The following is a 26,855-nucleotide window of genomic DNA, read 5'->3' on the forward strand; positions in this document are numbered from 1 at the left end:
GGCCCCGCGGGGGGCTGGGGTAGAAAGGGAGGTGATTCGCGAGGAAGGTTGCACAGCATGGACACCGTCGGTCAGCTCGACCACCGCGCCGCCGTCGCGGCGGAGACCCGCCGCTTCGCGGACGTCATCGAGGGAGCCGACCTGGCCGCGGCGGTGCCGGACTGCCCCGGGTGGACGCTGCTGGACCTGACCCGGCACGTCGGGAGCGTCCAGCGGTGGTTCTCCGTGCTGCTGCGCCAGCGTGTGCAGGAGCGCCCGACCAGCCGTGACGTGGACCTGCAGCTGCCCGCGGACGAGAGCGGGTACGTCGCGTGGCTCGGGTCCGGCGCGGAGGTGGCGGCGGAGGCGTTCGCCGCGACCGACCTCGACGCGCCCATGTGGGTGTGGGGCGCCGACGCCCACGCCCGGTTCTGGGCGCGCCGGATGTGCTTCGAGACCCTGCTGCACCGCGTCGACGCCGAACGGGCGGTGGGCCTGCCCTCCGTTCTTGATCCCGCCCTGGCCCACGACGGTGTCGACGAGTTCCTGGTCAACCTGCCGTTCGCCACCCCCTTCGCGCCGAAGGTGGCCCACCTGCGCGGCACCGGCCGGACCATCCGCTTCCAGCACGCCGAGCCCGGCGGAGCCGGTGGCGCGTGGGTGGTGGAGCTGCGGCCCGACGGATTCGGCCTGGTCGGCGCCGCCGACGCCCGGTCCGGCGCACCGGCCACGGAGGCCGCCGCGGCCGCCGGAGCCGCGCCCGAGCTCCCGGCCGCCGACGCGACCGTACGGGCCGCCACCGCCGGGGACCTGCTCCTGCTCCTCTACGGCCGCCTCGACCACACCGCCGGCACGGTCACCACCGGCGGGGACACCGCACTCCTCGACCTCTGGTTCGCCAACTCCGAGTTCTGACGAGGACCGGAGCCCCGCGCCCGCTCACGCGGAACGCCGCGCCGGCGGCGTCGGCAGGGGCCGGCCCTCGCGGGCGCACGCGGCCATGACCACCAGGGCGTCCGTCCAGCCCAGCGGGGCCACGGACGAGGGCCGCCCGGAGCCGTTCACGGTCTCGGGCAGCTCGCCCAGCCCGTTGCGGTGGGACAGCACCCACCGCAGCACCCGGTCGGCCTTCGCCCCGTCGCCCAGGTGCGCCCAGGCCACCGCGAAGAAGGACGTGCTGGCGGTCCAGGCGTACGGGCCCCAGTCGTGCCGCGGATCGTCGCCCGGCGAGAGCCCGCCGTTCGGCAGCAGCAGCGCCCGGTAGGTGGAGTCCAGCGCCGCCCGCAGGCCGGCGGGCGCCGCGTTGAACGGCGGTGCCATGAAGGCCGCGGCGCTGTCCCGGCCGTGCCGCCCGTCCGCCGTCCGCGGATAGCCGCGCGGAGCGAAGGACCGCGCGACGCCCTGGGACAGCCGGCGCGCCGCGCCCGCCCAACGATCGGCATCCGCGTCCCGCCCCAGCCGGGCGGCCAGGTCGGCCGCCGCGTTCAGCCCGGCCAGCAGCGGGGCCGCGGTCCCGACGGTGGGGGCCTCGGTGTCCAGCTCCCAGTAGTCGGGGGAGGCCGGCGGCAGCCCGTCCGACCCGAGCGTGCGGGCGGTGCGGTCGGCGGCGGCGCGCACCATCGGGTACAGCTCGCGCAGCCGGTCGTCCCGGGCGGCCGGCGCCGCGTACCGGTACCACTGCCAGGTCGCCCAGGGCACCCACCCGTTGGCGTCGAGCTGCCAGGTCCGGCCGTCCGGGGGGCCGCTGCCGTCCAGCCGGGTCCGGGCCGCCCAGGTGCCGTCGGCCCGCTGGGTGCGGGCGTCGTACCGCAGGATCCGGTACGCCTCCGCGTCGTGCCCCGTCGCCGCGAAGGCCGCGGCGGCGAAGGCGCCGTCCCGGGGCCACGAGTACGCCCAGGCCGGCGACCAGGCCGCGGCGAACGCCCCGTTCGGCCGCAGCAGCGCACGCATCGACAGCAGCGCGCGCCGCACCGCCGCCCGCTGCTCCGCCGTCCGGCCCGGCACCCCGCCCGCGGCCAGCCAGTGCCGGCTCTCCGCGATCCCGGCCCGGGCGCCGGCGTCGTCGGCCGGCACCACGGAGGAGGCGGCGGCGCCCGCGGGCAGGTGGCGCCACCGCCCGGACGGCAGCCGCAGCACGTTGCTCCCGTCGACGTACGCGGCGCCCACCGCGAAGGACGGCGCCACGGCCTCGACGGCCGTCCCGTTGGCCAGGAGCCCGGCCGTGCGCGCGGCGAGCGCGGTCGTCGGCACGTAGCACGGCTCGGTCTCGCCGCACCGCTCGTCGCCGGCGGGGTTCACGTGGAAGGCGAGCCGGGAGGTGTACGGATGCCAGCCGCCCCAGTACGGCTCGTCGTAGTTCCAACTGGTCAGCGAGCCCGGGACGGTGCCGGGCGTGCCGTACCAGGCGACGGGGCCGGGGGCCCCGGTGACCGCCTGCAGGTGGAGGTAGTACGTCCGGCCGCGTGCGAGGACGGCGTGGAGGGGGAACTCCACCCAGCCCGCGCCGGCGCCGCCCAGCGCCGCCAGGTCGACGCCCGTGGCCGCGACGGCCGACGAGGCGTCGGCCCTGGTCCGACGGATCTCGACCCGCATCCGCCCGGTCGCGGCTCGGCTGCCCAGGTACACGCCGACCCGCGTGACGGGCCCGCCCGCGGTGCGGAACTCCTGGGCGGCGGCGTGGTCCGGGGCCCGGACGCCGAACAGGGCGCTGCCGTGGCGGCGTTGGCCGTCGTAGGGGGGACCGGCCGTGGCGGCCGGGGGGACGGAGGCCAGCAGTGCCAGCGCCAGTGCGGCGGGGAGCACGCTCGTCGCAGCGGTCATCGGCGAGCCCTTCCAACTCGGGTGCGCGCAGCGGGACCCGCCGCCGCACACGGGGAACTCACCACCCCATGCCCGCTGGTGGGAGCGGCGAACCGGCCCGGACCGGGGCTTCCCCCGACGGTGGCGGGATCCGGTCCCGGCGGCCCCGCCGTCGGGACCGCGCCGGTGCGAGCGGGGCCCCGGCGGGGCAGTCTTGCTGCGGGGGGCCCGGGGGGCCCGAGCGGAGGCGAGAGGGGCGGCACGGTGGTGGAGGAATGGGACTGGACGACGGTGGAGTTCGGTGACGCGCACGCCGGGACGGCGGGGGTCCTGCTCGCCGACGGCACCGAACCCGGCCCCGTGTACGTCGACGCCGTCAGCGGTCCGGAGGCCTACCCGACGACGCACTGGACGGCGTACGACGGACAGCACGGCAGCCCCAGGGCCCATGCCCTGCGTGCGGCCTGCGCGTGCGGCTGGCGCGGGGCCGCGGAGTACCCCCTGGACTGGCGGGCCGTCGGCGACGGGCCCCCGGCGGAGCACCACGTCGACCTGTCGGGGCCGTTGGCGGACTGGAACGCCCACCTCTCGGTCGTCCGCGAGACGGTGGTGCCGCTGCCCGAGCCGCTGGCCGGACTCCTCCTCGACCTCTCCGACGAGCTCGGGGACGTCGTGGCGGACGCCCCGCTGGCCGCGCTGCGGGCGGTCGGGATCCTGCGGCGGATCATCGCGGAGGCGGCGGACGAGGCGGCCGAGGCCGTCCACGACAGCGGGGCGTCGACCGAGTCGGTGGCCGCCGCGCTCGGCACCACGCCCTCCGAGGCCTTCGGCCTCCTGCTGCGCTTCCACACCTTCTGAAGCCCCGGTCGGTGGTCGGCGGGTCGGCGGGTCGGCGGGGGAGGGCGCGGAAGGCCGGTCGGCGACGGCGGCTCCCGGGCACCTGACGGTCGGACAGCGGCGGCCGCCGGCCGCCGACATGGCCGCCCCGGCTGTCAGAGGCCGCTGCCACACTGGCCCGATGGATACGACGAGTGACCGGCGCGGCGACCGCACCCGGAGCGAGGACGACGCGGCGGAGGGCGGGACCGGCCCGCTCGACGTCCGGGTGGACGTCGACGACCTGCTGCTGCGCACCGACTGGCACGCGGTGGACCACTGCTGCCCGGACGTGGCGCCCGAGATGCCGGTGATCCTCCGCGCACTCCTGGACGAGGACCCGCATGAGCAGGGCCACGCGCTCCGGAGCCTGTCCGAGGCCCTCTCCCGGCAGCAGGTGTTCTACACCGCGAACGCGCCGGCCGCCCGGTTCGTGGCCGCGGTCCTACGGGACCCGCGCACCCGGGCGCTGGTCACCGACCGCGACTCGATGGAGGAGGACCTCCTCGGACCGCAGGCCCCGTTCCCGCTGCGGGTGGGCCTGCTGGAGTGGCTCGGGGACTCGGTCGCGGAGGCGCTCGCGCAGCGTGACCGCCCCTACGGCGACGCCGAGGACCTGGAGGCCGTCCTCGACCTCGCCCCGGAGCTCTACGACGCCGTGCACCCGCTCCTCGCCGCGGACACGGCCGAGGTCCGCGGGGCGGCCCTCGCCGCCGTCCTGCCGATGCTGCGGCTGCCGGCGCTGGCCGAGCGGATACCCGCCGTGCGCGCCCAGGTCCTCACCCTCGCCCACGGCGAGCACCCCCACCGTTGGCGCGCCCTCGACACCCTCGCCGCCTGGGGCGAGGACGTCACGGCACTGTTCTGACCCGCCGGCGCCGCTCCCCGGCGTGGAGGCCGGCCGGCGCCGGTGCCGGCGTGCGGAAGGCGAGGAGCACCGGTGTCCCCCGGCCGCGCCTCGGGACACCGGCACCGCCCGCCGCGCTCAGCGGGCGATCGGCAGCCCCTTCGGCTCCTTGATCCGTTTCATGATGATCTGCGAGTTGACCTCCGTGACCCCGGCCAGGGCCGTGAGCCGCTCGATCCACAGCTGCTCGTACGCGGCGAGGTCCTCGACGGCGATGCGCAGCAGGCACCCCGGGCTGCCGAACAACCGGTAGGCCTCGATCACGTCCGGGATGTCCCGCAGCGCCGCCTCGAAGGCCTCGACGGTCTGCCGGTCGCGCCGGACCTCGATCGACACCAGCACCTCGAAGCCGCGGCCGACCGCCCCCGGGTCGACCACCGCCCGGTAGCCCTGGATCACCCCGTCCTGCTCCAGCTGCCGGACCCGGCGCATGCAGGCGGAGGCGCTCAGGCCGACGCGCTGGGCCAGCTCCAGGTTCGTCAGGCGGCCGTCGTTCTGCAGCTCGCGCAAGATGTGGCGGTCGATCCGGTCCATGACGCAATTATGTGCGACGGAACCGCGGGGATGCCGCCAACTTCGCAATCGCGTTGCACGGCTTCTGCCCTATCGTTGCGCCCCGGCGGCCGCGTACCCGGCCGGCCGCGCGCCTCCCGGGCGCCCGGCCGCCCCCGCCGCCCCGCCCCGTACGACACCACGCCCCGTGAGGCAGGCACCCATGACCCGCGCCAGCGCCGCCCCCCGCACCCGCCGCATCGTGCTCATATCGACCGGCGGCACCATCGCCAGCCGCTGGCAGGGCACGGGCTACGCCGCCGCCGCCTCCGGCGACGACGTGCTGGCCGGGGCCGCCCTGCCCGAGGACGTCACCGTCGACGTCGTCGACCTGTTCCGGGTCAACAGCTCCCGGATGACCACGCGCCACCAGCTCGAGCTGCTGCGCACGGTCCACGAGACCCTCGCCGACCCGGACGTCGCGGGCATCGTCGTCACCCACGGCACCGACACGCTGGAGGAGACGGCGCTGCTGCTCGACCTCCACCACCACGACCCGCGCCCCGTGGTCCTCACCGGCGCCCAGTTGCCCTTCGACTCCGCCGACGGCGACGGCCCGGGCAACCTGTGCGACGCGCTGCGGGTGGCCGCCTCGGTACGGGACCTCGGCGTCCTCGTGGTCTTCGACGGCCTCGTCCACGCGGCCCGCGGCACCGTGAAGGTGCGGACCCTCGCCGCCGACGCGTTCGCCGACCCCTCGGGGGACCCGCTGGGCAAGGTCGGCTTCGGCGGGGTGGCCGTCCGCCGCCGCCCGGTCCGCCCCGCGCCGCTCGCCCTGCCGGCGGCCGCCCGTACCGCCTCCGGCACCGCCCTGCCGGCGGACACGGACGGGGCGGCGGCCGCCGCGCTGCCGCGGGTGGACGTCCTGACCCACCACAGCGACGGCGACCCGGTGCTGCTGCGCGCGGCCCTGGCCGCCGGCGCCCGCGGCCTGGTGCTGGTCGGCACGGGGGCGGGCAACGCCACCCCCGAGATCGTCGACGCCGTGGCCGCCGCGGTCGCCGCCGGCGTGCCGGTGGCCGTCACCACCCGCGTGCCCGCCGGTCCGGTCGCCGCCGTGTACACCGGCGGTGGCGCCGTCGACCTCGCGGCCGCCGGCGCCCACCTGACCGGCACCCTGCGCGCCGGGCAGGCGCGGATCGTGCTGCTCGCCGCCCTGCTCGCCGAGCCGTCCGACGCGGAGCGCCGCGCGGCCCTCGCCACCCGGCTGCTGATGGCCCCCGAGGACCCGGCCGCCGCCGCGACCCCGCCGGCCGCCGCGACCACGCCCGCCCCTGCGGCCGACGCCGCCCCCGCGCTCGACGCCGCCCCCGCGGCCGGGACCGTCATCGTCGCCGACCCCGCGCTGGCCACCCGCCGCGAGCACGACCTCCTCGGCGACCGCGACGTCCCCGCGGACGCCTACTGGGGCATCCACACCCTGCGTGCCACCGAGAACTTCCCCATCACCGGCATCCCGATCTCCGCCTACCCGCACCTGATCGAGGCCCTGGCCGCCGTCAAGGAGTCCGCCGCGGTCGCCAACGAGCGGCACGGCCTGCTCCCCGAACCGAAGGCCGGGGCCATCGTCGCCGCCTGCCGCGAGATCCGGGCCGGCGCGCTGCACGAGGAGTTCGTCGTCGACGTCGTCCAGGGCGGCGCCGGCACCTCCACCAACATGAACGCCAACGAGGTCGTCGCCAACCGCGCCCTCGAACTCCTGGGCCACGCCAAGGGCGAGTACGCCCACCTGCACCCCAACGAGGACGTCAACCTCAGCCAGTCCACCAACGACGTCTACCCCACCGCCCTGCGCGTGGCGACGATCTCCGCCGCCCGCGGGCTCGTCGAGGCCATGGCGGTCCTGGAGGGCGCCTTCGCCACCAAGGCCGCGGAGTTCTCCGACGTCGTCAAGATGGGCCGGACGCAGCTCCAGGACGCCGTGCCCATGACCCTGGGCCAGGAGTTCTCCACGTACGCCGTCATGCTGGAGGAGGACCGCACCCGCCTCGCCGAGGCCGTCGCGCTCCTCCACGAGATCAACCTCGGTGCCACGGCCATCGGCACGGGCCTCAACGCCCCCGCCGGGTACGCCGAGACCGCCCGCGGCGCCCTGGCCGAGATCACCGGGCTGCCGCTGGCCACCGCCGCGAACCTGGTGGAGGCCACCCAGGACTGCGGCGCCTTCGTCCAGCTGTCCGGCGTCCTCAAGCGCATCGCCGTCAAGCTGTCGAAGACCTGCAACGACCTGCGGCTGCTCTCCTCCGGCCCCCGGGCCGGCCTCGGCGAGATCAACCTCCCGCCGGTGCAGGCCGGTTCGAGCATCATGCCGGGCAAGGTCAACCCGGTCATCCCCGAGGTCGTCAACCAGGTCGCCTTCGAGGTCATCGGCAACGACATGACCGTCACCATGGCCGCCGAGGGCGGTCAGCTCCAGCTCAACGCCTTCGAGCCGGTCATCCTGCACGCCCTCTCCCGCAGCATCTCCTCGCTGCGCGCGGCCTGCCTGACGCTCGCCGAGCGCTGCGTCACGGGCATCACGGCCAACGTCGACGTGCTCCGCGCCGGCGTGGAGAACTCCATCGGCCTGGCCACCGCGCTCAACCCGCACATCGGCTACACGGCCGCCACCGCACTGGCCCAGGAGGCCCTGCGCGGCAACCGCGGCGTCGCCGAGCTCGTCCTGGAGCGGGGGCTCCTCCCCGCCGACCGGCTGGCGGAGCTCCTGCACCCCGACCACCTGACCGGCGGGACGGCCCGCTCCGCGAACTGAGCCCACGGGACCGGACGCGGGTCCCGTGGTGTCCGGGCCCGGCCCCCGCGCCCGCGCGAGCCCCTGGCTTGCGGGGCGGCGGGGGCCGCCCCATAGTCCGAGGTGTGGACGACCGCGAGGCGGCGCTCCAGAAGGCGCACCGACACGCCGTCCGCTGGCTCGCGAGCCTGTCCGACTGCGAGGTCCCGGCCCGCGCCACGGTCGACGAGGTCGTGCGCGCCCTCGGCCTGGACCTCCCCGACGGCCCCACCGCCCCCGCCGAGGTCGTCGAGCTGCTGGCCACCGCCTGCGAACCGGGACTCACCGCCTTCCCCTGCGGCCGCTTCTACGGGTTCGTGGTGGGCGGCACCGAACCGGCCGCGCTCGCCGCGGACTGGCTGGTCAGCGCCTGGGACCAGAACAGCGTCATGCGCGCCGTCTCGCCCGCCTACGCGGCGGCCGAGGACATCGCCGGCAGCTGGCTCCTGGACCTCCTCGGCCTGCCCGGCACCAGCGCCGTCGGGTTCACCACCGGCGCCACGATGGCCAACTTCACCTGCCTCGCCGCCGCGCGCGACACCGTACTGCGGCAGGCCGGCCGGGACGTCGCCCGCGACGGGCTCACCGGCGGCCCGGCCGTGCGGGTCCTGGCAGGTGCCGACCGCCACATGGCCGTCGACCTGGCGCTGCGCTACCTGGGCCTGGGCCTGCCCGAGCTCGTGCCGGCGGACGACCAGGGCCGGATGCGGTCCGAGGCCCTGCGCTCCGCCCTCACGCCGCCCGACGGGCGGCCCACGATCGTGGTCCTGCAGGCGGGGGACATCCACTCCGGCGCCTTCGACCCCTTCGCCGAGGCCGTCTCCGCGGCCCGCGGGGCCGGCGCGTGGGTGCACGTGGACGGCGCTTTCGGACTGTGGGCCGCCGCCTCGCCGGAGTACGCCCACCTCACCGCGGGCTGCGCGGCAGCCGACTCCTGGGCGACCGACGCCCACAAGACCCTGAACGTCCCCTACGACTGCGGCCTGGCCGTGGTGCGGGATCCGGCCGCGCTCCGGGCCGCGATGGGGCTGCGCGGGGACTACCTCATCCACCACGAGCACGGCGACCCGGTCGACAAGGTCCCCGAGCTCTCCCGGCGCGGCCGGGCCTTCCCCGTCTGGGCAGCGCTCAGGGCGTTCGGCCGCTCCGGCGTGGCCGCCCTGGTCGACCGGCTGTGCCGGCACGCCCGCACCTTCGCCGCCGGCATCGCGGGGATCGAGGGCGCCACCGTCCTCAACGACGTGGTGTTCACGCAGGTGTGCGCGGTCTTCGGCGACGACGCGGCCACCGACCGGGTGCTGGCCCGGCTGCTCGACGACGGGACGGCCTGGATCAGCGGATCCACCTGGCACGGCCGCCGCGTCATGCGGATCTCGGTCAGCAACTGGTCCACGACCGACGAGGACGTGGCCCGCTCGCTCGACGCGATCCGACGGGCCGCGGCCTCTTGACGCGCCGTGCCGGCCCCGGTGGGTCCGCCCCCGGTGGGTCCGGCGGGGTCGACACGGCGTGCCCGTGGGCCGTGGTGGGTCAGCGGGTGGCCGGGGCCGCCGCCGTCGTACCGGCCTCGGGGGCCGCGGCCGGGGCGGGCGCCGGGGGCGTACCCGTCGCACCGGTGCCGGGCGTGGGCGACCCGGACGGGGCGGCGGGCGTGCAGGTGACCTCGTCGCGCGGGGTGTAGTGCGTACGGAAGGTCTCGCGGCCGACCTCCTTGCCGTCCTGGACGAAGACCCGGCCGACGTTCACGTCGAAGCCCTCCAGCGGGGTCTGCACCTCGCAGTCCGGCAGCGTGCCGGTGCGCTTGCCGGGCGGCACGACGTTCTCGCGCGGGCCCTTGGTCGCGCGGACCTCGTCGTACTTCTTCGTGCCCAGCAGGCTGATGGTCACGGAGGAGTCCGTGGACTCGGCCTTGACGTAGACCGGGTGGCCGGAGTCGTTCTTCCAGCGCAGGTCCAGGGTGCCCCAGGCGACCGTGGCCTCGCGGCCCTCGGGGTAGCGCTCGATGTAGAACGAGTGCGCCCCGTGCTCGACCGGGTGGACGCCGGCGAAGAACACCGCGTTGTACATGGTCGTCGCGACCGCCGAGACGCCGCCGCCGGGCGACTTCGTGTACTGACCGTCGTTGATCATGATGCCGTCGACGAAGCCGTGCTCCTTCGTCCGCTCGCCGACCGTGTCGTTGAAGCTCCACGTCTCGCCGGGGCGGACGACCGAGCCGTTGATCAGCTCCACGGCGCGGTGGATGTTGGTGATCCGGTAGGGCGCGGGCGGGAAGTGGACCGTGAACGAGGACATCCGCTCCTTGATCCCCAGGGCCTCGGCCTCCGCCACCGTCAGGCGCGGAGACACGACCGTGGCCTGCAGCTGTCCGGTACGGGCTGCCGCGCCGGTGCGCGTCAGCAGCGGCACCACCGCGTCGCGGAGCTGCTCCGGGGTCACGCGCACGGTGCCCGCGCGGCCCTCCTCGGTGACGACGGCCCGGCCCGCGGAGTCGACGCGGAAGCCCGCGCTCGGCCCCGGTCCGACGGCGGCCAGCTGACGCGTGACCGACGGGTCGGCCAGCAGGCCCTTCGCGTCCAGCTTGGGCACGAGGCGGCCCTGGGCGTCGGCCTCGACCGTCAGGTGCTTCCCGATCACCTCGGGGGAGAGGGAGATCGACGAGCTCGTGCCGGCGACCTTCAGGACGACCCGCCCGGACATCGCGGGCCGGGCGATCTCGCGCAGGGCCCGCTCGGTCTCCCCGGCGTCGGCGGCCGGCGGCGTCTGGTTCACGGGGAGGGCGACGGGCGCGGTCCGCGGGTTCAGGTAGGCCGTGCGTACGACCTGTGCGACCTGACCGTCGCGTACGGTGACGCCGGTGACCGGGGCGGTGACGCGGGGCGCGCCGGCCGCGAAGGAGATCGAGCCGTTGCGGGGCTGCGGGCCGGCGGCGGACAGGCGCTCCACGGTGGCCCTGGTCGCCGTGGCGTCCATCCGGACCACCGGCTCGACCTCGCGGTCCTCGCTGCCGGCGAACAGGCGGCCGATCACGTCGAAGGGGCCCTTCCCGGCCGGCTCGGCGCTCCGGGCGGTGGCCTCGGGATCGAAGGAGAGGCCGAAAGCGGTGGGGGAGACCTGCTCGGTGCGGTCGCCGATGCGCAGGCTGAGGGGTGCCACGGCGGCCTTGCCGAGGCCGCGCTCGAGCGCGGCGCCGGCCTGGGTGCGGCTCATGCCGCCTATGTCGACGCCCCGGACGTGCGTGCCGTCCGCTATGGCGTCGCCGGCCATCAGCAGGCCGGCGCCGTAGAGGCCGCCGAATCCGAGGACGGCGGCTCCGCCCGCGAGGGGCAGGGCGGTGCGCCAGTTGCTCATCAAGCGGCGTACGGGTCGCATGTCTCTCCTGGTGCGTCGACGAACGATGGGGGCCCGGCAGGCGGGCGCGAGCCGCCCCCAGATGCGCCACCAGACCGCGAACCAGCATGCGCCAAAAAGCATCAAAACGGACAAAAATGTGCGAGTTCTCACGTCGGCCGCGGCGCCGGCCTCCGGGGCGTTCCGGCGGGCCCGTGACCGACGGTGCGCGGGCGGACGCGCGCCGGGGTCGGGTGCGCCCCCGACGGTCCGCGGCCGGTCCCATGTCGAATGCGACAGCGGGGAGTTGGACCGAGTCGATCTCTAGCAGAACGGCAGACAGGGCGCGGAACCGCACGTACGCTCGGGGAGCATGACCTGGCGTAACAGTGTGAACCAGCTGATGGGGCAGCTCACTGGCTATGAGCTGCGCAAGGCCCGGGGTGCCCACAAGGTGACCGCGGCCCCGAAGCCAGTGGCCGAGCCGGCTCCCAAGCCGGCCGGCCTGAAGTTCCCGGCGGACTACGACGACGGGGCCAAGGAGATCATCACCGCGGTGAAGCCGTGGACGATGACGTCCATCGAGCGTCTGAACGCCCTTGTCCAGTCCGTGCGTTACGTCACCCGGCACGAGCTGCCCGGCGCGATCGTGGAATGCGGCGTCTGGCGCGGCGGCAGCATGCAGGCGGTGGCCCGCACGCTGCTCTCGCTCGACGTCACCGACCGCGAGCTCTACCTCTTCGACACGTTCGAGGGGATGACCGAGCCCACCGACGAGGACAAGCGCGTCGACGGGGCCAGTGCCGCCCAGCTGCTCGCCACCCAGGGCAAGGACCGCCCGATCTGGGCCCTGGCCACCCTCGACGACGTCCAGGACGGCTTCTCCCGCATCGACTACCCCGCGGAGCGGCTCCACTACGTGCAGGGCAAGGTCGAGGACACCATCCCCGAGCAGGCCCCGGAGCAGATCGCGATCCTGCGCCTGGACACCGACTGGTACACCTCGACGAAGCACGAGCTCGTCCACCTGTACGACCGCCTCGTCCCCGGCGGCGTCCTGCTGCTGGACGACTACGGCTACTGGCAGGGCTCGCGCCAGGCGGTCGACGAGTTCCTGGAGGAGACCGGCGCCCGCCTCCTGCTGACCCGCATGGACGAGGGCCGCATAGCCGTCAAGCCCTGACCGGCCGCGCCCGCGCGCTCGCCCCGCTCTGCCGTGCGCCCGCGCCCGCCTTGCCCGCCGCTGCCGAGTCCGCTCGGCCGCGGCGGGCGCAGGCCCGTGCGGTGCGCGCGGCCCTCAGGCGAGCCGCTCGTCGACGGTGAGCTTGGCCAGCTCGTCGAACAGGCCGGCCAGCTCGACGTCGAGGCCCTCGGACGGGGTGAAGCGGCCCCCGTCGACCAGGGAGTGGATCGCGGGTACGGCCGGACGCCGGGTGGCGGGGCGGAGCCCGAGCCGGTCGAGGACCGGCAGCAGCATCTCGGCCGCCCCGGCGCCGCCCGAGTCGCCCGCGGAGTAGCTGACCAGGCCGACCGGCTTGCCCTGCCACTCCTGGTACAGGTGGTCGAGGGCGTTCTTCAGCGGTGCCGTGAAGCCGCCGTTGTACATCGGCATGACGAAGACGAACGCGTCGGCCGCGCCGGCGAGCGCGCTCCAGTCGCGGGTGTGCTGGTGGGCGTAGATGCCGGTGGAGGCGAACTCCGGCTCGTCGAGCAGGGGCAGGGCCAGGGTTCCGAGGTCGGCGAACTCCACGTCGAAGGCTCCGTGTGCGCGGGCCGCACCGGCGATCCAGCGGGCGAAGTGGCGGCCGTTCGAGACGGTGCGGGTGCTGGTGGACAGGACGAGCAGACGGGACATGGCGAACCCCTCACGAAGTGGTTGACGTGTCACCTATCGAACCGCACGAGTAGGTGACACGTCAACCATCTAGGTGACATGTCATCCATCCGGCTAGAGTGCGCCCATGACGGATCCCCGCTGGCTGACCGATGCCGAACAACGCGCCTGGTACGCCTGGCGGCGGATGTTCCCCCTCGTCAACGCGGAGATCTCGCGTGACCTCGGGACGGACAGCGGACTGTCGGAGGCCGACTACGACGTGCTGTCCGTGCTGAGCGAGACCCCCGGTGACCGCATGCGCGTCACCGGCCTCGCCGCCCTGATGCAGTGGTCCCGCAGCCGCCTCTCGCACCACCTGACCCGCATGGAGCAGCGTGGCCTCGTACGCCGCGAGGAGGTCACCGCCGACGGCCGCGGTGCCGAGGTCGTCCTGACCGACGCCGGTGTGGCCGCCATCCAGGCCGCGGCCCCGCTGCACGTGGAATCCGTACGCCGCCACCTCATCGACCACCTCACCCCGGAGGAACTGGCCACCCTGGCCGACCTCGGCCAGGCCATCGCGCAGCGCATGGGCGTCGTACGCAAGCCCGCGCCGACGGACTGACCCCGGGAGCCCCCGCCGGCCGGCAGCGCGCCATCATGGAGTGTGGACACCGCAAGCCCGTACCCCGGGTCGCGCGGCGCCGGGCCCGGCGCGGCCGGACGGCTCGAGGTCGGCCCCACCGCGCGCACGGCCGTGGCATGGCTGCCGCCGGACCGGCTGTGGGGCCCCGTGCAGCGCATCCGCGAGGTCCACGACCCCCAGGTCCGCCGCTGGCCCCCGCACGTCAACCTCGTCTTCGGCTTCGTCCCCGAGGCCGATTTCGCGGCCGCGGCGCCCCTGCTCGCCGCCGCCGCTGCCACCCGGCGGCCCTTCGACGTCCGTCTCGCCGGAGTGCGCTACTTCCGCCACCGCGCGTACGCCACCGTGTGGCTGGATCCGGCCGCAGCCGGCCCGGGTCCGTGGACCGCCCTGTACGAGGCGCTGGCCGAGCCCTTCCCCCGCTGCCGGGACCGCCACGAGCGGTTCACCCCGCACCTCTCGCTGGGGCGGACCCGCCACCCGCGCCCCCTGGCGGCCGACTGCGCCGCCCGCCTCGGCACCATGAACACGCAGGTCGACGAGGTCGTCCTGCTCTCCCGGCGCGGCCCCGACGACCCGATGCGCCCGCGCGCCCGCGTGGCCCTCGGCACCGGCGCGCTGACCTGGACCGGCTGGCCGGAAGGGCCGTCCGTCGACGGCCCCGGATCCGGCCCCGATCGCGCCGACCCGCGTCCGCTCCTCGATCGCTGATCACCAATCCGGACAAGGGCGTACACACCACCAACACAACTTGACCACTTTCAGCCAACGTTGCATCGTTCCCGACCGTATGCCTGCTCGAAAGACCTGCAGGCCTGTGGGAGGGGACACCAGAACCGCATGTCAGACATGCCCGCGAGACGCCGGACAGGGACGTCTCGAGCACCAAGGGGTCGCCTGTTCGGGAGGAGCGCGGTCGCCGTGACGACCGCCCTCGGACTCACCGTACTGGCCTCACCGTTCGGCAGGGCGGCCACACCCGCCCCCGGGGCCGCCGCCACCGCGAAGGCCCGCAAGCCCGCCGTGAGCCCGACCGCCAAGGCCGTCCAGGACGCCCTGCGCACGGCCAAGGCGACCAGAAAGCCCGTCACCGTCGCTCCGCTGACCACGGAGTCGACCGAGACGGTCGCCAACCCGGACGGCAGGAGCCTGTCCGTCAAGAGCCACGCCCAGCCCGTGCGCGTCAAGCGCGGCGGCGCCTGGAAGGCCCTCGACGCCACCCTGCGCGTCGGCCCCGGCGGGACCGTCACCCCGGCCGTCACCGGCGCCGCGCTGGTGCTGTCCGGCGGCGGCACCGGCCCGCTGGCCACCATCACCACCCCCGACGGCAAGAAGCTCTCGGTCACCGCCCCCTTCGCGCTGCCGAAGCCGACGCTGCGCGGCGCGACCGCCACGTACGCCGCGGTGCTGCCCGACGTGGACCTGAAGGTCACCGCCCTGCGCGACGGCGGCTGGCGCGAGGTCATCGTCGTCAGGACGGCCAAGGCCGCCGCCGACGCCCGGCTCAAGCGCCTGCGCTTCCCGGTCGCCACCACGGGCCTGAAGCTCGCCGCCGACAAGGGCGGCAACCTCACGCTGAAGGACGCCCGCGGCGCGGTCCGCATGCACGCGCCCACCCCCTTCCAGTGGGACTCCAGCCACGCCGCCCCGCAGGCCACGGACAAGGCCGCCCAGCGGGCCGCCGCGAGCGCCGACGCCGCCCCGGGCGTGCGCTCCTCGGCCGAGCAGCCCGGTGACGGCGCCAAGGTCTCCAGGATGGCCGTCGCCGCGACGGACGGCGCGATCGTCCTGACGCCCGACGCCAGGACGCTCGGCAAGGGCGCGGGCCCCTGGTACCTCGACCCCACCGTCAGCGTGGACGGCCGCCGCGAGGTCAACGCCCAGGTCCAGGAGAACCACCCGACGACGTCCAACGTCAACACGCTCAGCACGCTGGGCGTCGGCTACTGCGGCTACTCCGACTGCACCGGATCGGGCGGCTTCCGCTACCGCTCGTACTTCCAGATCGGCATCCCGTCGGTCCTGTACGCCGACGGCTCCCGCGGCACCGCGCAGATCTCCAGCGCGACCCTGTCGGCCCAGGTGACCCAGGCCTCGGCCCCGAGCACCAACAAGCCGATCGGCCTCTGGAGCACCGGAATGATCCCCGGCGGCGCCTCCTGGAACAACCAGCCCTGCGGCACCGGCTCGATCATGGCCGGCTGCACCAAGGTCGGCACCGCCTCGATCGTCGGCACGGGCCAGATCAACTACGACGTCAAGGACTGGATCCAGCGGGCCGCCAACGAGCGCTGGCCGAACTGGACCGTGGGCTTCGCCGCCGAGAACGAGTACGAGAAGTACTACCGCCACCACCTCGGCGCGGACCCGACCATCACCATCAACTACGACATCGCGCCCACCATCTGGTACCCGCGCACCAGCCCCACCCCGGGCTTCGCCGACACCGGCAGCTACAACGACTGCGTGACCCCCGGCGGCGGCTACGCCTGGTACAACCCGGGCTGGGTCGGCGCCAACCAGTACGTCAAGCTGCGCGCCAACACCTGGTCGCCCATCGGCTACAACGCCCTGTACACGAACTACCACATCTGGGACGACAACAACGCCCAGTTCAACCAGTGGAAGCAGAGCGGCCCCACCGGCAGTTACGGCGAGGTCGAGTACTGGGCCGGCAACCTCGACGACGGCCACCAGTACGGCTGGACCGCCTCCGTCACCGACGGCTGGCTGTCCTCGACGGACACCGGCGCCTGCTACTTCCGCGTCGACAAGACCGCGCCGGCCGTGGGCATCTCCTCGACCGACTTCCCTGCCAGCGGCACCCTGAACGTCCTGCCGAAGCTGAAGGTCGGCCAGGCCGGCACCTTCACGGTCACCGGTACCGACCCGGCCCCGGGCGCCGGCCTGAACGCCTCCGGCGTCGCCTGCATCCGCTGGACGAACGACCCGACCCCGGTCACCGGCTGGAGCTGCAACGAGGCCGCCACGAGCAACAGCGGCGTCATCAAGGCGGCGAGCGGGCAGTTCGGCTTCACGCCCCGCAACTGGGGCACCAACACCCTGTTCGTCCAGGCGATGGACAAGGCCGGCAACTACAGCCAGCCCTTCCCGTACACCTTCTACGCCCCCTGGGACCCGGCCACCGGCGCGGCCGTCCCCGGTGACCTCAACAAGGACGGCCGCGGCGACCTGCTCAAGCCCGACGCCGCCGGCAACCTGCTGGTCATGACCGCGGACAACGACCCGACCACGGCGAAGGGCGCCCCGCTGGGCCTGGCCCCGCGCGTCACCCCCGAGCAGCCCACCACGTGGAAGGACGTCCAGACCACCCACCGCGGCGCGCTGCGCTCGATGGGCGTGGACGACGTCTTCGCCCGGACCACGACCGACCCCGTCCTGGCGAAGAACCTCTACCTGTACCCGAACAAGGGCGACGGCACGTTCGGCACGTACGCGACGGTGGCCAAGCCCACCGCGTGGATCGACGTCGACGGCACCTACCTGGACCAGGCCCCGGCCGGCTGGGTCGGCGACTGGTCGGCGGCCACCCAGGTGCTGGCCCTCGGCGCCCTCAAGGCCCCGCTGGGCGAGTACGACGGTGACGCCGCCTCGGAGCAGACCTCGGTCCTGGCCGTCGAGAACGGCAACCTGTGGCTGTACCGCTCGAACGGCATCAACAGCCTGGACGCCGAGGCCGTCAAGGTCTCCGGCACCGGTGACTGGGCCGGCTACGAGCTGATCAACCCGGGCCCGGCCAGCGGCAAGGCCCAGCCCACGCTGTGGACCCGCAAGATCTCGGACGGCAGCATCCGCACGTACCCGATCGGCACCAGGACGGTCAACGGCGTGGTCGTCCTCGACCTGTCGGCCCTGTCCTCCCCGACGAGCGCGGCGTCGACGGTCATCCAGACCGGCATCACGACGGACCGCTTCCAGCGGATCGGATCCGTCGGCGACGCCACCAAGGACGGCATCGCCGACCTGTGGGCGATCGACAAGGCCACCGAGCAGCTGCGCTTCTGGCGCGGCAGGACGGCGGACGGCAAGTCCACCTCCGCGGTGAACGGCTTCGAGGCCCCCGTCGACCTCGGCGACACGCACGACCCCGTCGACCGGTTCAAGCTCTCCGGCGCGACCGGCGGCAAGACCCCCGACGCGTACGGGCAGTACCCGGGCACCGTCAAGGGCGGGGTCACCTTCACCCAGGACACCGTGAACGGCGCCAGCACGACCGTGGCGACCTTCAACGGCACCGACGCGGCCATCGAGGCCCAGGGCCTGAAGGTGGACACCACCAAGTCCTTCTCGATCTCGCTGTGGACGAAGGCCAACGCCCTGAACGACGGCGTGGTCATCAGCCAGGACAACACCCAGACCAGCGGTTTCATGGTCTGGCCGGCCACCATCGGCAACGGTTACGTCAACTGGCACATGGGCATGGCCACGGCCGACAACGGCGGCTGGCCCTACGACACCACGGACTCGCGCAGCGCCGCGGCCCGCGTGCAGCAGGGCGTCTGGACCAAGCTGACGGTCAGCTACAACGCCACGACCGGCCAGCTGGCCCTGTACGTCAACGACGCGCTGGCCTCCACCGGCTTCCACACCACGAAGCTGGCGGCGGCGGGCTCGATCGTCCTCGGCCGGTACAAGAACACCAGCCAGGGCAAGAACTACTACAACGGCAGCATCGCCGACGTGGTCATCGAGGACCGCGCCGTGGACCCGGCCGGCAGGCCGGGCCCCGTGGTCTCCGACATGGCGGCGGGCCGCTGCCTGGACCTCAGCGGCGGCGTCTCGGAGAACGGCCGCCCGGTCCAGATCTGGGACTGCAACGGCTCCACCGCCCAGCAGTGGACCGCCGGCTCCGACGGCTCCCTGCGCATCGCGGGCCGCTGCCTCGACGCGATCGGCGCGGGCACGGCCAACGGCACCCAGGTCGCCCTGTGGGACTGCAACGGCGGCGGCAACCAGAAGTGGATCGTCCGCGGCGACGGCTCGATCTACAACCCGGCCTCCACCCGCTGCCTCGACGCCCCCAACGGCACCACGTCGAACGGCACCCGCCCGCAGCTCTACGACTGCAACGCCACCCGCCCCCAGCGCTGGCACACGGTCCCGGTGACGTGACGCCGTAGCGCCTGAAAAAGGGTGGGTCCCCACGGTCGAAGACCGTGGGGACCCACCCTTTTTTCGTTTTGCCGAAACCTCAGCCTTGTCTGGCCAGGGCTTGGTCCCGGGTGGCGCGTACATCTCCACCTCAGGGCCTACGGTCGAAGATCAACCGACCGATCGAGTCTTTGTTCAGCTTCCGATATGGCCTCGACCAGCTTTTCGAAGTGAGGTATCAGCGGGCTCGCCTCGCGCGATATAGCGGCACCAAGTGGACCGGAACCGTTCCCGAGGGAACGCAGGACATCCTGCTCCCAGCGCACCTTCGAAGCATAGGCGGACCTGTGATCCGGTGATGATGACCCCATCATCCTGGCCCAGGTCCCCAGCGATTCCGAGATGGTGCGCAGAACGCGGATGATCCTCTCCGCGAGCCGAGCATCGGACGATGCCGCAATGTCCATCAGCACGACGACCGAAGGTGCAGTGGCTTCTTCGACCGCTGCCCCTTGATGACACACCCTGAGGGCAATGTCACTCATTGCGCGCCCCGCATCGGACGCTTCTCCGTCGCAGAGTCGATCAAACAGAGACGGCAGGTCGGAGGCGGATCCGTACGCATGGGCCAGGCTCGACCAATCCAGTGCGGCTTGATTCTTCGACCGCCAGGAGGGCGTCGCGGTGATCCGATCTTCACTCATCAGCCGATTCCAAACTCACGTAGGAAGGCGACACAGCTTGAGCACGGAGGGATCGACTCAGTGTGCTCTTCCATAGGGAAGTCTCTTCCTCCGATCTTGATCGGTGTGACAGTCGACCCCTTGAGTTCATCCAAGGAGCCCTTTCGCTTCGTGATGCCTACGACGAGCTCATTGATGCAGCCGACCTCGGCGCAGCCACCGTGGTGCCCCGTGACCTCGACGGCTCGCTGAACGATCGGGTGCAGACTCCCCGCATTCCGGGGCTGGCTGACGTCCCGAGCGATGTCACCACCGGGAGTCTCCACCTCGGCAGCGACCTGTGATCGCCCGATATTGTCGTCGGCCAGATCCAGAAGCTCATCGGATGCTTCGCCGCAGTTATGGACGAGGAGCGGGGTGGCCCCTGCAAGCACATAGTACGTGTGGAGGTTGGCCACCGTGAGGTCGTACGTGACCACTCGCTGGTGGTAACTGCGCACCTTGACGATCTTGACCGTCACAGCGTTCGGGCCGCGGAGCTCGTGGCCCGGGACCAGCTCGCTGGCATCGGTCCAGCGGGCCGTGGTGACGTCCCAGAACGGGTGGTGCCAGGTCGTGGTGAGCTTGCTGCCGCCCGGCTCGTCCGTCTTGAGAGTGAGTTCGGTGAACTCCTCGTCGTCCGGGGTGACGATAAGGCGGTCGACCTCTTCGGCCCGCGTCTCACCGGTCTGTGGGTCGGTCGCGAGGACCCGGTCGCCTTCCTTGACCTGCTCGATCGGCTTGATTGCGCCGTCAGCCAGCTGCACGTTGGTACCGGCAGGGAAACTGTGCCGTTTGAGCGGACAGCTGCCGACGTTGTCCGCTGATGCCGCGGAGTGCTCTGCCGCCTGCCTCTCGGCCTGGACTGCCGCCGCTTCCGCGTCGGCCGCCTCGCTCGCCGTCCTCCGCGTCATCTGGACGGCGTCTTCGGCCTCACGGGCGATGCGCTGCGCGCTTCGCATGGCGTCGTAGGCCTTCTCGCCTTCTCGCCACAGCTTGAAGGCCTTGACACCGACCTTCACCGCCTTGAAGACCTTCGACCACGGGACGAAGTTCAGGGCCGTGTTGATGCAGCCCATCACGTCGCCCTTGGTGAAACAGTCCCGGGCGTCGTTGAAGCCGATCAGGTCGCCGACGACGTCGACGATCTTGCTCATCAGCTCTTCGCGCTGCTGCTTGGCCTTGGCGAGGGCCTCCTCGGCTGCCTGCTTCTGGCGCAGCGCCTCGGCCGCGGCAGCGTTAGCGGCAGCAGTGTTCTGCTTGGCGACGTCAGTGGCCGGCGTGGAACCGCCACCGCCACCGCCACCGCCGCCTCCGCCACCCCCACCGCTCGGGGTGCTGAAGAACGGCTTGCCGCGGCAGGTGCCGTCGTCGTAGACGACGCACGTGCCGTCCGGGTCGCTGCCGTCGATCGGATTGTTGTTGGCGTACGCGTAGCCGTTCCACGACTGGGGGTCGCTCTCGACGAAGAGCGGGTCCACCGACAGGAAGCGGCCCGTCGCCGGGTCGTACTGCCGGGCGCCGAGGGTGGTGAAGCCGGTGCCCTCGATCGTGCCGCCGACGAAGCCCTTGCCGCCCGCCCAGCTACCCGCCGGCGGCTGGGTGCCCCGGCCGTTGCCGAACGGGTCCGTGGGACGGCGGACGGAGTCGAGCGTCGCCGCGTCGAACTGGACGCCGTTCGTCCCGTGCGGGTCGGCGGCCTGGTAGTAGAGCTTGCTCGCCCCGGCCGTCACGGTCCGTGCCACGGACAGTCCGCCGGGAGCGCCGTAGGTGCGGGTGTTGGTGACGGCACCCGACGAGGTCTCCAGGCTGAGTTCGTCGGTACCGAGGAACAGCGTGACCTTGCCCGGAGCGCGCCGGATGAGCTGCTTGCCGTTGGCGTCGTAGACGTAGCTGTTCGGGCCGGTCGACGCGGTGTCCTCGACCGAGTCGATCTTGCCCTGGTCGTTCCAGGTAAGCCGCTTGGTGCCGCCGGTGTCGGTGATCGACTTCGTGTTGCCCGAAGCGTCGTACGTGTACGTCGCGGTCTTCGCCACCCCGCCCACGGTCGTCTTCGACGTCATGAGCGCGTGCGGGCCACCCGTGCCGCCGCCGGTGGTCGGGTCAGTCGAGGGGGTGTTGCGGCCGGTACCGAAGGTCTGGTCGACCGTCTGGTCCTTGGTCGTCACACCGCCCACGTCGTGCCGGACCAGCTTGGTGCGGTTGCCCGTGAGGTCGTACGAGTACGACTGCCAGTACGGGGCCGGTCCGCCGATGCGCGAGGTGGCCGTGGCCGCCGTCGGCTCGGAGGAGTTCGTGCAGCCGCCGATGCCGGACACCGACGGCGCGGGCGCCGTGGTGGTCGTGCCCTTGTCGGTCCAGGCGGCGGTCAGCCGGCCCAGGTAGTCGTAGTTGAAGCACTGCAGGTCGGAGCTCGTACCGTCCTGGACGTTCTTGACGGAGGTGAGCGAGCCGACCTTGTTGTAGGTGTAGGAGGTCAGATCGACGTGCGTGGCGCCGGTCTGCTTGTCCAGCGTGTTCTGCACGACGCGGCCGGTGGCCGGGTCGTACTGCTGGGTGGACACCACCTGCGTGCCGTAAGGGCCGACGGTGGTTCGAGTCGGACGACCGAAGGCGTCGTACTGCACATCGGTGACCAACGCGGACTTGCCGCTGGAACCGATGAAGTTGCCGTCGATGTCGTACGAGTTGGTGATCCGCTCGGCGGTCAGGCCGGCCGCGGCGGGCAGGGTCGTTGTCTTCGGCAGGCCGAGGACCGGGGTGTAGGTCACCGACATCGAGTACGTGCCGGCCAGTTGGTTCTCGACGGCCGGGATCGTCACCGAAGCGCCCGTCGGACGGTACCCGGCGTTGTAGCCCGTGACCGTCGATACGTAGGCGGCCCCGTTGACGTACCGGGTCGACGAGTCGAGCTTGCCCTTCTTCTTGGTGTCGTACGTCCAGTCCGCAATCTTCTTGGACTGGTCCGTGGTGCTGGTTCCGCTGTACGCGGCGGTTCTGCGACCCAGCAGGTCGTAGGCGTAGCTCGTCGACTTGCCGCGTGCATCCGTGGAAGTGACGACCTTGCCGCCCACGTCGTAAGCGGTGGTCGAGTCACCGGCGTCCGGATCGGACGCGCTGGTGAGCTGACCCAGCAGGTCGTACGTGTACCGCCACTCATTGCCGGCCGAGTCCTTGCGGAGGGTCGGCTTGCCCGCGACGTCGTACGTGTACGTCGTCTTGTCGTAAGCCCCCGTCGGGGTGTTCGACTTGTACTGCCGCGTCTCCACCGTCGCGCCCGTGGCGTCCGTGATCGTGGACGTCGCGAAGCCGCCCGCGGGCGGGGTGACGTCGACCCGGTCGGCGCCCGCGTAGTTCGTCGTCGTGCGCCACTGCTCCTGGCCGTACGACATGAACTTCGCGACCGTGACCCGGCCCAGGCCGTCGTACTCGTTCCACGTCTGCGCCGGGATCTGCGCGTCCTGCGGGACGAAGACGGTCGCGGTCGGACCCGAGTCGTTGTTGAAGTACGACGGGGTCGTCTGGACCTGGCGGCCCTGCGAGTCGAAGACCGCGTCCGAGATCACCCGGCCGACGGTGCCGTAGGGCGGCATCGCCTGCGTCTGGCGCACCCGGCCGAAGCCGTCGTGGATCTGGATGCTCTTGCTGTAGCTGCCGTCCTCGCGCAGGCTCTGGCTCGTGATGGTGGCCGGGCCCGCGCTGCCCTTCAGGTCGTAGGCGAAGGTGCGGTTGGCGCTCTGCGTGGCCTTGTCGCGGCCCGGCTGCCAGACCGAGGTCAGGCGGCCGAGGGCGTCGTAGGCCTCGTCCGTGGCGTGGCCGTTCTCGTCCACCGCGCGCGTGGGCCGGGCACGGCCCGGGTCCAGCGTGGTGGTCGACTGCCAGCCGAGCGGGTTGGTGACCTCCACCGAGGTGGGCAGCGCGCCGTCCGCCGGCACGTACGCCGTCACCGTCCGCGCGCCGCCCGGATGCGTGGCGTCGGTGCTGTTCGGGTCGGTCGTCGCCGTCTGGCGGCCGTACTTGTCGAACTCGGCCGAGACCGTGGTGCGGTAGTTCGCGGAGCCGTCGGCGTTGTACGAGGCCAGGACCCGCGAGGAGGTCTGCAGCGCGCGGTCGCCGACGGTGCCCAGCGGCTGGCCGTCGTACAGCGTCTGCGTGTCGGAGACCGTGTTGGTCTTCGACGGCGTCTGCCCGCACGCGCCGGCCAGCGTCAGGATCCGGTACGGGAACTCCAGCAGCATGGCGTTCGAGCCGGTGGCGTACGAGGTCGCCGTGCACTGCCGCTGCTCGGGCTTGGTGACGTCGCCCAGCACGTCGACCGTGAGGACCCGGCCGGCCTTGGCCGCGTCGTACGTCACGTCGCGCTGGGTGGTGCGCCAGGTGTCGTCGGCGAGCCGGGCCCGCTCCTTGACCTGGGCGGTGTTCACGTACCGCGCCGTGACCTTCGGCAGGGCGGTGTTGGACGGCGTGTACGTGGCCGTGGCGTTCGAGCGCCACGGAGTGCTCAGCTCACCGCTGACCACCTTCGCGCCCGCCGCGACCGACTCGAAGGTCTGCGTCTCGCGGACGAAGCCCGCGAACTCCTCCTCGTCGGTGATGGTGCCGCCCCAGGTGTCGGTCACCTGGCCGCCCATGCCCCGCAGGAACGTCGCGACGGACTTGCTCTTCGGGCCGTCGTTGCCGTTGCCCGTGGTCGTGGTCACGGTCTGGTAGCCGCGGAAGTTGTCCCACGTACGGGTGTCGTCGTCCGCGAACTCCGAGTCGTTGCGGTGCCACGCGGCCCCGCCTCCGTAGCTGTACTCGGTGGTGCGCGGGACGCCCGAGGTGACCTGGGACTCCTCCAGCACGGAGGACACCAGGTACTTGTGGAACCAGTCGTCGACCGGCTTGGTGTTCGCGGGCGAGCCCGGCGGAACCCACTTCACGGGCATGCAGGCCATGGTGTTGCCCTGCTCCGACGCCGGCATGGTGCCGGCCGTCCGCGAGCACTCCACGTCCTTGTAGCCGATGGAGATGCGGCCACCGGTCTCGGTGGTGATCTCGGTCATGCGCGGCCGGTTGAACTGCGGGGCCGCCGGGACCAGGCCGTCCACGCGGTTCGGCTTCTGCATCGCGGTGAACTTCACCGGCGGCAGCGTGATCGGGTCCTGGCCGTTCGAGCCGGTGCGCCGGATCGAGTCCAGCCACAGCGTCGGGGACTTGGTGCCGTCACCCGGGTCCGAGAACACCTGGTTCAGGGCCCAGCTGTCCACCGTGCGGTACGAGGTCCCCACCAGGACCTGGGTCTCCACCTTCGTCAGGCGCTTGGAGGTCCAGAAGGTGGGACCGTAGACGGTGCACGTGCCGGTGGCACCGCACGCCTGGTCCAGCGGGGTGTCCGGCCAGTACGCCTGGTTCGCGAGGGTGCGCTGCGCCGGGTCGCAGGTGACGGAGCCGCCGGGCACGCACCGCTCGGAGGTGGTGAAGTCCATCTTCACGGCCGGGTTGGCCGTGCCCTTGGCCGCGATCTGCTCGGGGAGCCGCTGGCCGTAGGCGACCTGCTTCAGGTTCGAGTAGCGCGTGTACGCCGTGCGGGTGCCGGTGCCGTTGTTCTGGCCGCCGCCGCGCGCGTAGTAGTTGTCCTCGCGGTCGTACTTGTACGTGATGAGGTTGCCGTGCAGGTCGACGACGTAGTCGAGGTTCCACTGCGAGGCCATCGGACACCACGACGCCGTGCCCGAGGCCGACGAGTAGCACGGGTTGCCGGGCTTCGGGTGGTAGACCGGCACGGTGTTGACGGAGTTCGACGCCGGGTCGGTCTTGTCACCGCCCGGGAGGTAGTTGGCACCGAAGTAGTACTGCGTGCCGTCGGTCGTCGTGACCTTGAAGCCCTCGCCGTTCCAGGCGCCGTTGGTCAGCCCGGTGAGCGCGGTGATCTGGGTGCCGTCGTCGCCCTGCAGGCGCAGCGCCCCGGTGGTGTCGTCCTTGACCACCTGGCCGGAGTGCCCGGCGAGGTTCAGGGACAGGGACTGGCCCGCCCAGCACAGGTCGCCCGACATGTCGATGCCGCTCTTGAGGCACGGCTTGTAGTTGCGGGCGATGGATCCGGGGTGGTAGCTCCAGCCGTCACCGATCCACGACGACTGCGCGTTGTTCGCGGCCGTCATGCCGTCGACGGCGGAGGAGTCGTAGCCCAGCTGCACGCCGGGGGCGGCGCCGCCGAGCGAGGTCGGCATGTCGAAGGTGTAGCTGTACGTGAAGTTGCCCGCGTTCGAACCGGCGCTCCACGACATCGACGGCGACAGCGGGGTCGCGGCGAACGAGCCACCGGAACCCGACGGGGCCGGCTCGGCGGAGAGCACGGCCATCGGGGCGGCCGCCCCGGCGGACCCCACGGCGGACGCGGACGTCACGGCCGAGGGGCGCGCGGCCCCGCCGCCCGCCGCCGATGGCTTCGCGGTGCCGGTCGGCGCGGTGGCCGGGAGGGTGATGTCGGCGGTCAGCTGCCCCGTACGGGCGTCCAGCGTGGCCGCGACGGGCGTGCGCTTGCGGCACTGCGCCGCCTTCGGCGTGGTCAGCGCACATGCGGGGAGGGCCACCAGCCGGGCCCGGTCGCCCCAGGAGCCGGTGCCCTGGAGGGCCGCCACGTCCAGGGAGACCCGCAGCCTGCGCCCGGCCTCGGCGGCCGTACCGGCCTCGCCCTGGAGGGTGACCAGGGGGCCGAACGCGCCGGCGGCCCTGGACTGCGCCTGGTCGCGTACGGCGACGCGCACGGACGGGGCGCCGGAGGCGGCGTCCGCCGCTGCCGCGCGGGCGGCGCCGGGCTTGGCGCCCTTCGGAGCGCCCAGGTCGGTCAGGCGGACCGGGAGTTCACCGGCGCGGGTCGCGCCCTTGGCGTCCTTGCCGCCCTGCGCGGCTCGCGGGCCGTCCGCCGCGGCGGAGCTCCGGCCCTTCGTCGCACCGGTCGACGCGCCCGGCAGGGCGACCGTCACGGAACCGGTCCTGACCGCCCGACGCGGGGCCGGCCTCCACACCTTCGGCACACCGCCGGTGCGGCGCGGTCCGGCCTTGCCGGGCCGGTCCAGCGCGCCCTCGACCGACTTGGTCTTCGGCAGCGCGGTCTTGGGCGGCGTCCACACCTTCGGGTGCGGCGTGCGCAGTGCCTGTGCCTCCGGGATCGCCACCAGAGAGAACAGCACCGCGAGCAGGGTCAGGATCGTGACCGATTGTGATCGGTGTCTGTGTCTTGACCGCAGCGTTGAATGGGCATACCACGCCCGCATACAAACCCCCAGAGCCCTTTCGGGCAGCACAAAATGACGCCCGGCGAGATCGCAGCGGGCGTCCCCGGCGCGTGAGATCGCGCACGGTGA

15 protein-coding genes and 1 pseudogene are annotated in these 26,855 nt (G+C 73.0%); 10 read left to right on the forward strand and 6 right to left on the reverse strand.

The features are described from left to right. Positions 1 to 57: 57 nt before the first annotated feature. Positions 58 to 894: a maleylpyruvate isomerase family mycothiol-dependent enzyme gene (locus IF43_RS0114775; protein ID WP_030199840.1), complete on the forward strand. Its 837-nt coding sequence runs from the start codon at positions 58 to 60 to the stop codon at positions 892 to 894. 24 nt (positions 895 to 918) lie between these two features. On the opposite strand, the gene IF43_RS38045 is transcribed toward IF43_RS0114775, so the two are convergent. Beyond that, positions 919 to 2,799 carry a hypothetical protein gene (locus tag IF43_RS38045; protein ID WP_051795344.1) on the reverse strand — a complete coding sequence of 627 codons (1,881 nt, stop codon included), beginning with the start codon at positions 2,797 to 2,799 and terminating at the stop codon, positions 919 to 921. A gap of 243 nt (positions 2,800 to 3,042) precedes the next feature. On the opposite strand from IF43_RS38045, the gene IF43_RS40685 reads away from it, so the two are divergent. Together IF43_RS40685 and IF43_RS40690 are read left to right on the forward strand one after the other, a co-directional pair. Beyond that, complete coding sequence (locus tag IF43_RS40685) at positions 3,043 to 3,636, forward strand: hypothetical protein (protein WP_158939311.1); 594 nt, start codon at positions 3,043 to 3,045, stop codon at positions 3,634 to 3,636. 160 nt (positions 3,637 to 3,796) lie between these two features. Beyond that, positions 3,797 to 4,522, forward strand: a complete 726-nt coding sequence (locus tag IF43_RS40690; protein WP_030199846.1) for a hypothetical protein — start codon at positions 3,797 to 3,799, stop codon at positions 4,520 to 4,522. A 117-nt stretch (positions 4,523 to 4,639) separates the two neighbouring features. On the opposite strand, the gene IF43_RS0114795 is transcribed toward IF43_RS40690, so the two are convergent. Further along, entirely contained in the window at positions 4,640 to 5,095 is a 456-nt protein-coding gene (locus IF43_RS0114795) for an Lrp/AsnC family transcriptional regulator (protein WP_030199848.1), read from the reverse strand. Between the two features lie 181 nt (positions 5,096 to 5,276). Here IF43_RS0114795 and IF43_RS42125 point away from each other — a divergent pair. From IF43_RS42125 to IF43_RS0114805, 3 genes and pseudogenes are all read left to right on the forward strand, one after another. Further along, positions 5,277 to 6,299, forward strand: a pseudogene (locus tag IF43_RS42125) (asparaginase); the annotation flags it as partial. A gap of 159 nt (positions 6,300 to 6,458) precedes the next feature. After that, positions 6,459 to 7,865, forward strand: a complete 1,407-nt coding sequence (locus IF43_RS42130; protein WP_030199849.1) for an aspartate ammonia-lyase — start codon at positions 6,459 to 6,461, stop codon at positions 7,863 to 7,865. Between the two features lie 104 nt (positions 7,866 to 7,969). After that, a complete protein-coding gene (locus IF43_RS0114805; protein WP_030199850.1) occupies positions 7,970 to 9,334 on the forward strand; it encodes a pyridoxal-dependent decarboxylase in 1,365 nt (454 codons plus the stop codon). A 79-nt stretch (positions 9,335 to 9,413) separates the two neighbouring features. On the opposite strand, the gene IF43_RS0114815 is transcribed toward IF43_RS0114805, so the two are convergent. Continuing rightward, positions 9,414 to 11,255 carry a VanW family protein gene (locus tag IF43_RS0114815; RefSeq protein WP_051795346.1) on the reverse strand — a complete coding sequence of 614 codons (1,842 nt, stop codon included), beginning with the start codon at positions 11,253 to 11,255 and terminating at the stop codon, positions 9,414 to 9,416. A 331-nt stretch (positions 11,256 to 11,586) separates the two neighbouring features. Here IF43_RS0114815 and IF43_RS0114820 point away from each other — a divergent pair, with 331 nt between their 5' ends. Further along, positions 11,587 to 12,396 (forward strand): TylF/MycF/NovP-related O-methyltransferase, encoded by an 810-nt coding sequence (locus IF43_RS0114820; RefSeq protein ID WP_030199858.1) that lies wholly within the window; start codon positions 11,587 to 11,589, stop codon positions 12,394 to 12,396. A 114-nt stretch (positions 12,397 to 12,510) separates the two neighbouring features. Here the strand turns inward: IF43_RS0114820 and IF43_RS0114825 are convergent, their stop codons facing one another. After that, positions 12,511 to 13,068: an NADPH-dependent FMN reductase gene (locus IF43_RS0114825; protein WP_030199859.1), complete on the reverse strand. Its 558-nt coding sequence runs from the start codon at positions 13,066 to 13,068 to the stop codon at positions 12,511 to 12,513. Positions 13,069 to 13,174: 106 nt separating this feature from the next. Between IF43_RS0114825 and IF43_RS0114830 the strand changes: the two genes are divergently transcribed. The 3 genes from IF43_RS0114830 to IF43_RS0114840 all read left to right on the forward strand — a co-directional run bounded on the left by IF43_RS0114830 (position 13,175) and on the right by IF43_RS0114840 (position 18,805). After that, positions 13,175 to 13,654 (forward strand): MarR family winged helix-turn-helix transcriptional regulator, encoded by a 480-nt coding sequence (locus IF43_RS0114830; RefSeq protein WP_030199860.1) that lies wholly within the window; start codon positions 13,175 to 13,177, stop codon positions 13,652 to 13,654. Positions 13,655 to 13,696: 42 nt separating this feature from the next. Next, positions 13,697 to 14,383: a 2'-5' RNA ligase family protein gene (locus tag IF43_RS0114835; RefSeq protein ID WP_078910170.1), complete on the forward strand. Its 687-nt coding sequence runs from the start codon at positions 13,697 to 13,699 to the stop codon at positions 14,381 to 14,383. A 210-nt stretch (positions 14,384 to 14,593) separates the two neighbouring features. Beyond that, on the forward strand, positions 14,594 to 18,805 hold the full coding sequence (locus IF43_RS0114840; RefSeq protein WP_030199864.1) for a ricin-type beta-trefoil lectin domain protein: 4,212 nt from the start codon (positions 14,594 to 14,596) through the stop codon (positions 18,803 to 18,805). Positions 18,806 to 18,942: 137 nt separating this feature from the next. Here IF43_RS0114840 and IF43_RS41605 read toward each other — a convergent pair whose 3' ends face one another. Both IF43_RS41605 and IF43_RS0114845 read right to left on the reverse strand, forming a co-directional pair. After that, positions 18,943 to 19,488 (reverse strand): hypothetical protein, encoded by a 546-nt coding sequence (locus tag IF43_RS41605; RefSeq protein ID WP_158939315.1) that lies wholly within the window; start codon positions 19,486 to 19,488, stop codon positions 18,943 to 18,945. After that, positions 19,488 to 26,681 (reverse strand): RHS repeat-associated core domain-containing protein, encoded by a 7,194-nt coding sequence (locus IF43_RS0114845; RefSeq protein ID WP_234332173.1) that lies wholly within the window; start codon positions 26,679 to 26,681, stop codon positions 19,488 to 19,490. Before IF43_RS0114845 ends, IF43_RS41605 begins: the two co-directional genes overlap by 1 nt. Positions 26,682 to 26,855 lie beyond the last annotated feature (174 nt).

This window comes from Streptomyces sp. NRRL S-87 (assembly GCF_000719335.1).
Lineage (GTDB): Bacteria > Actinomycetota > Actinomycetes > Streptomycetales > Streptomycetaceae > Streptomyces.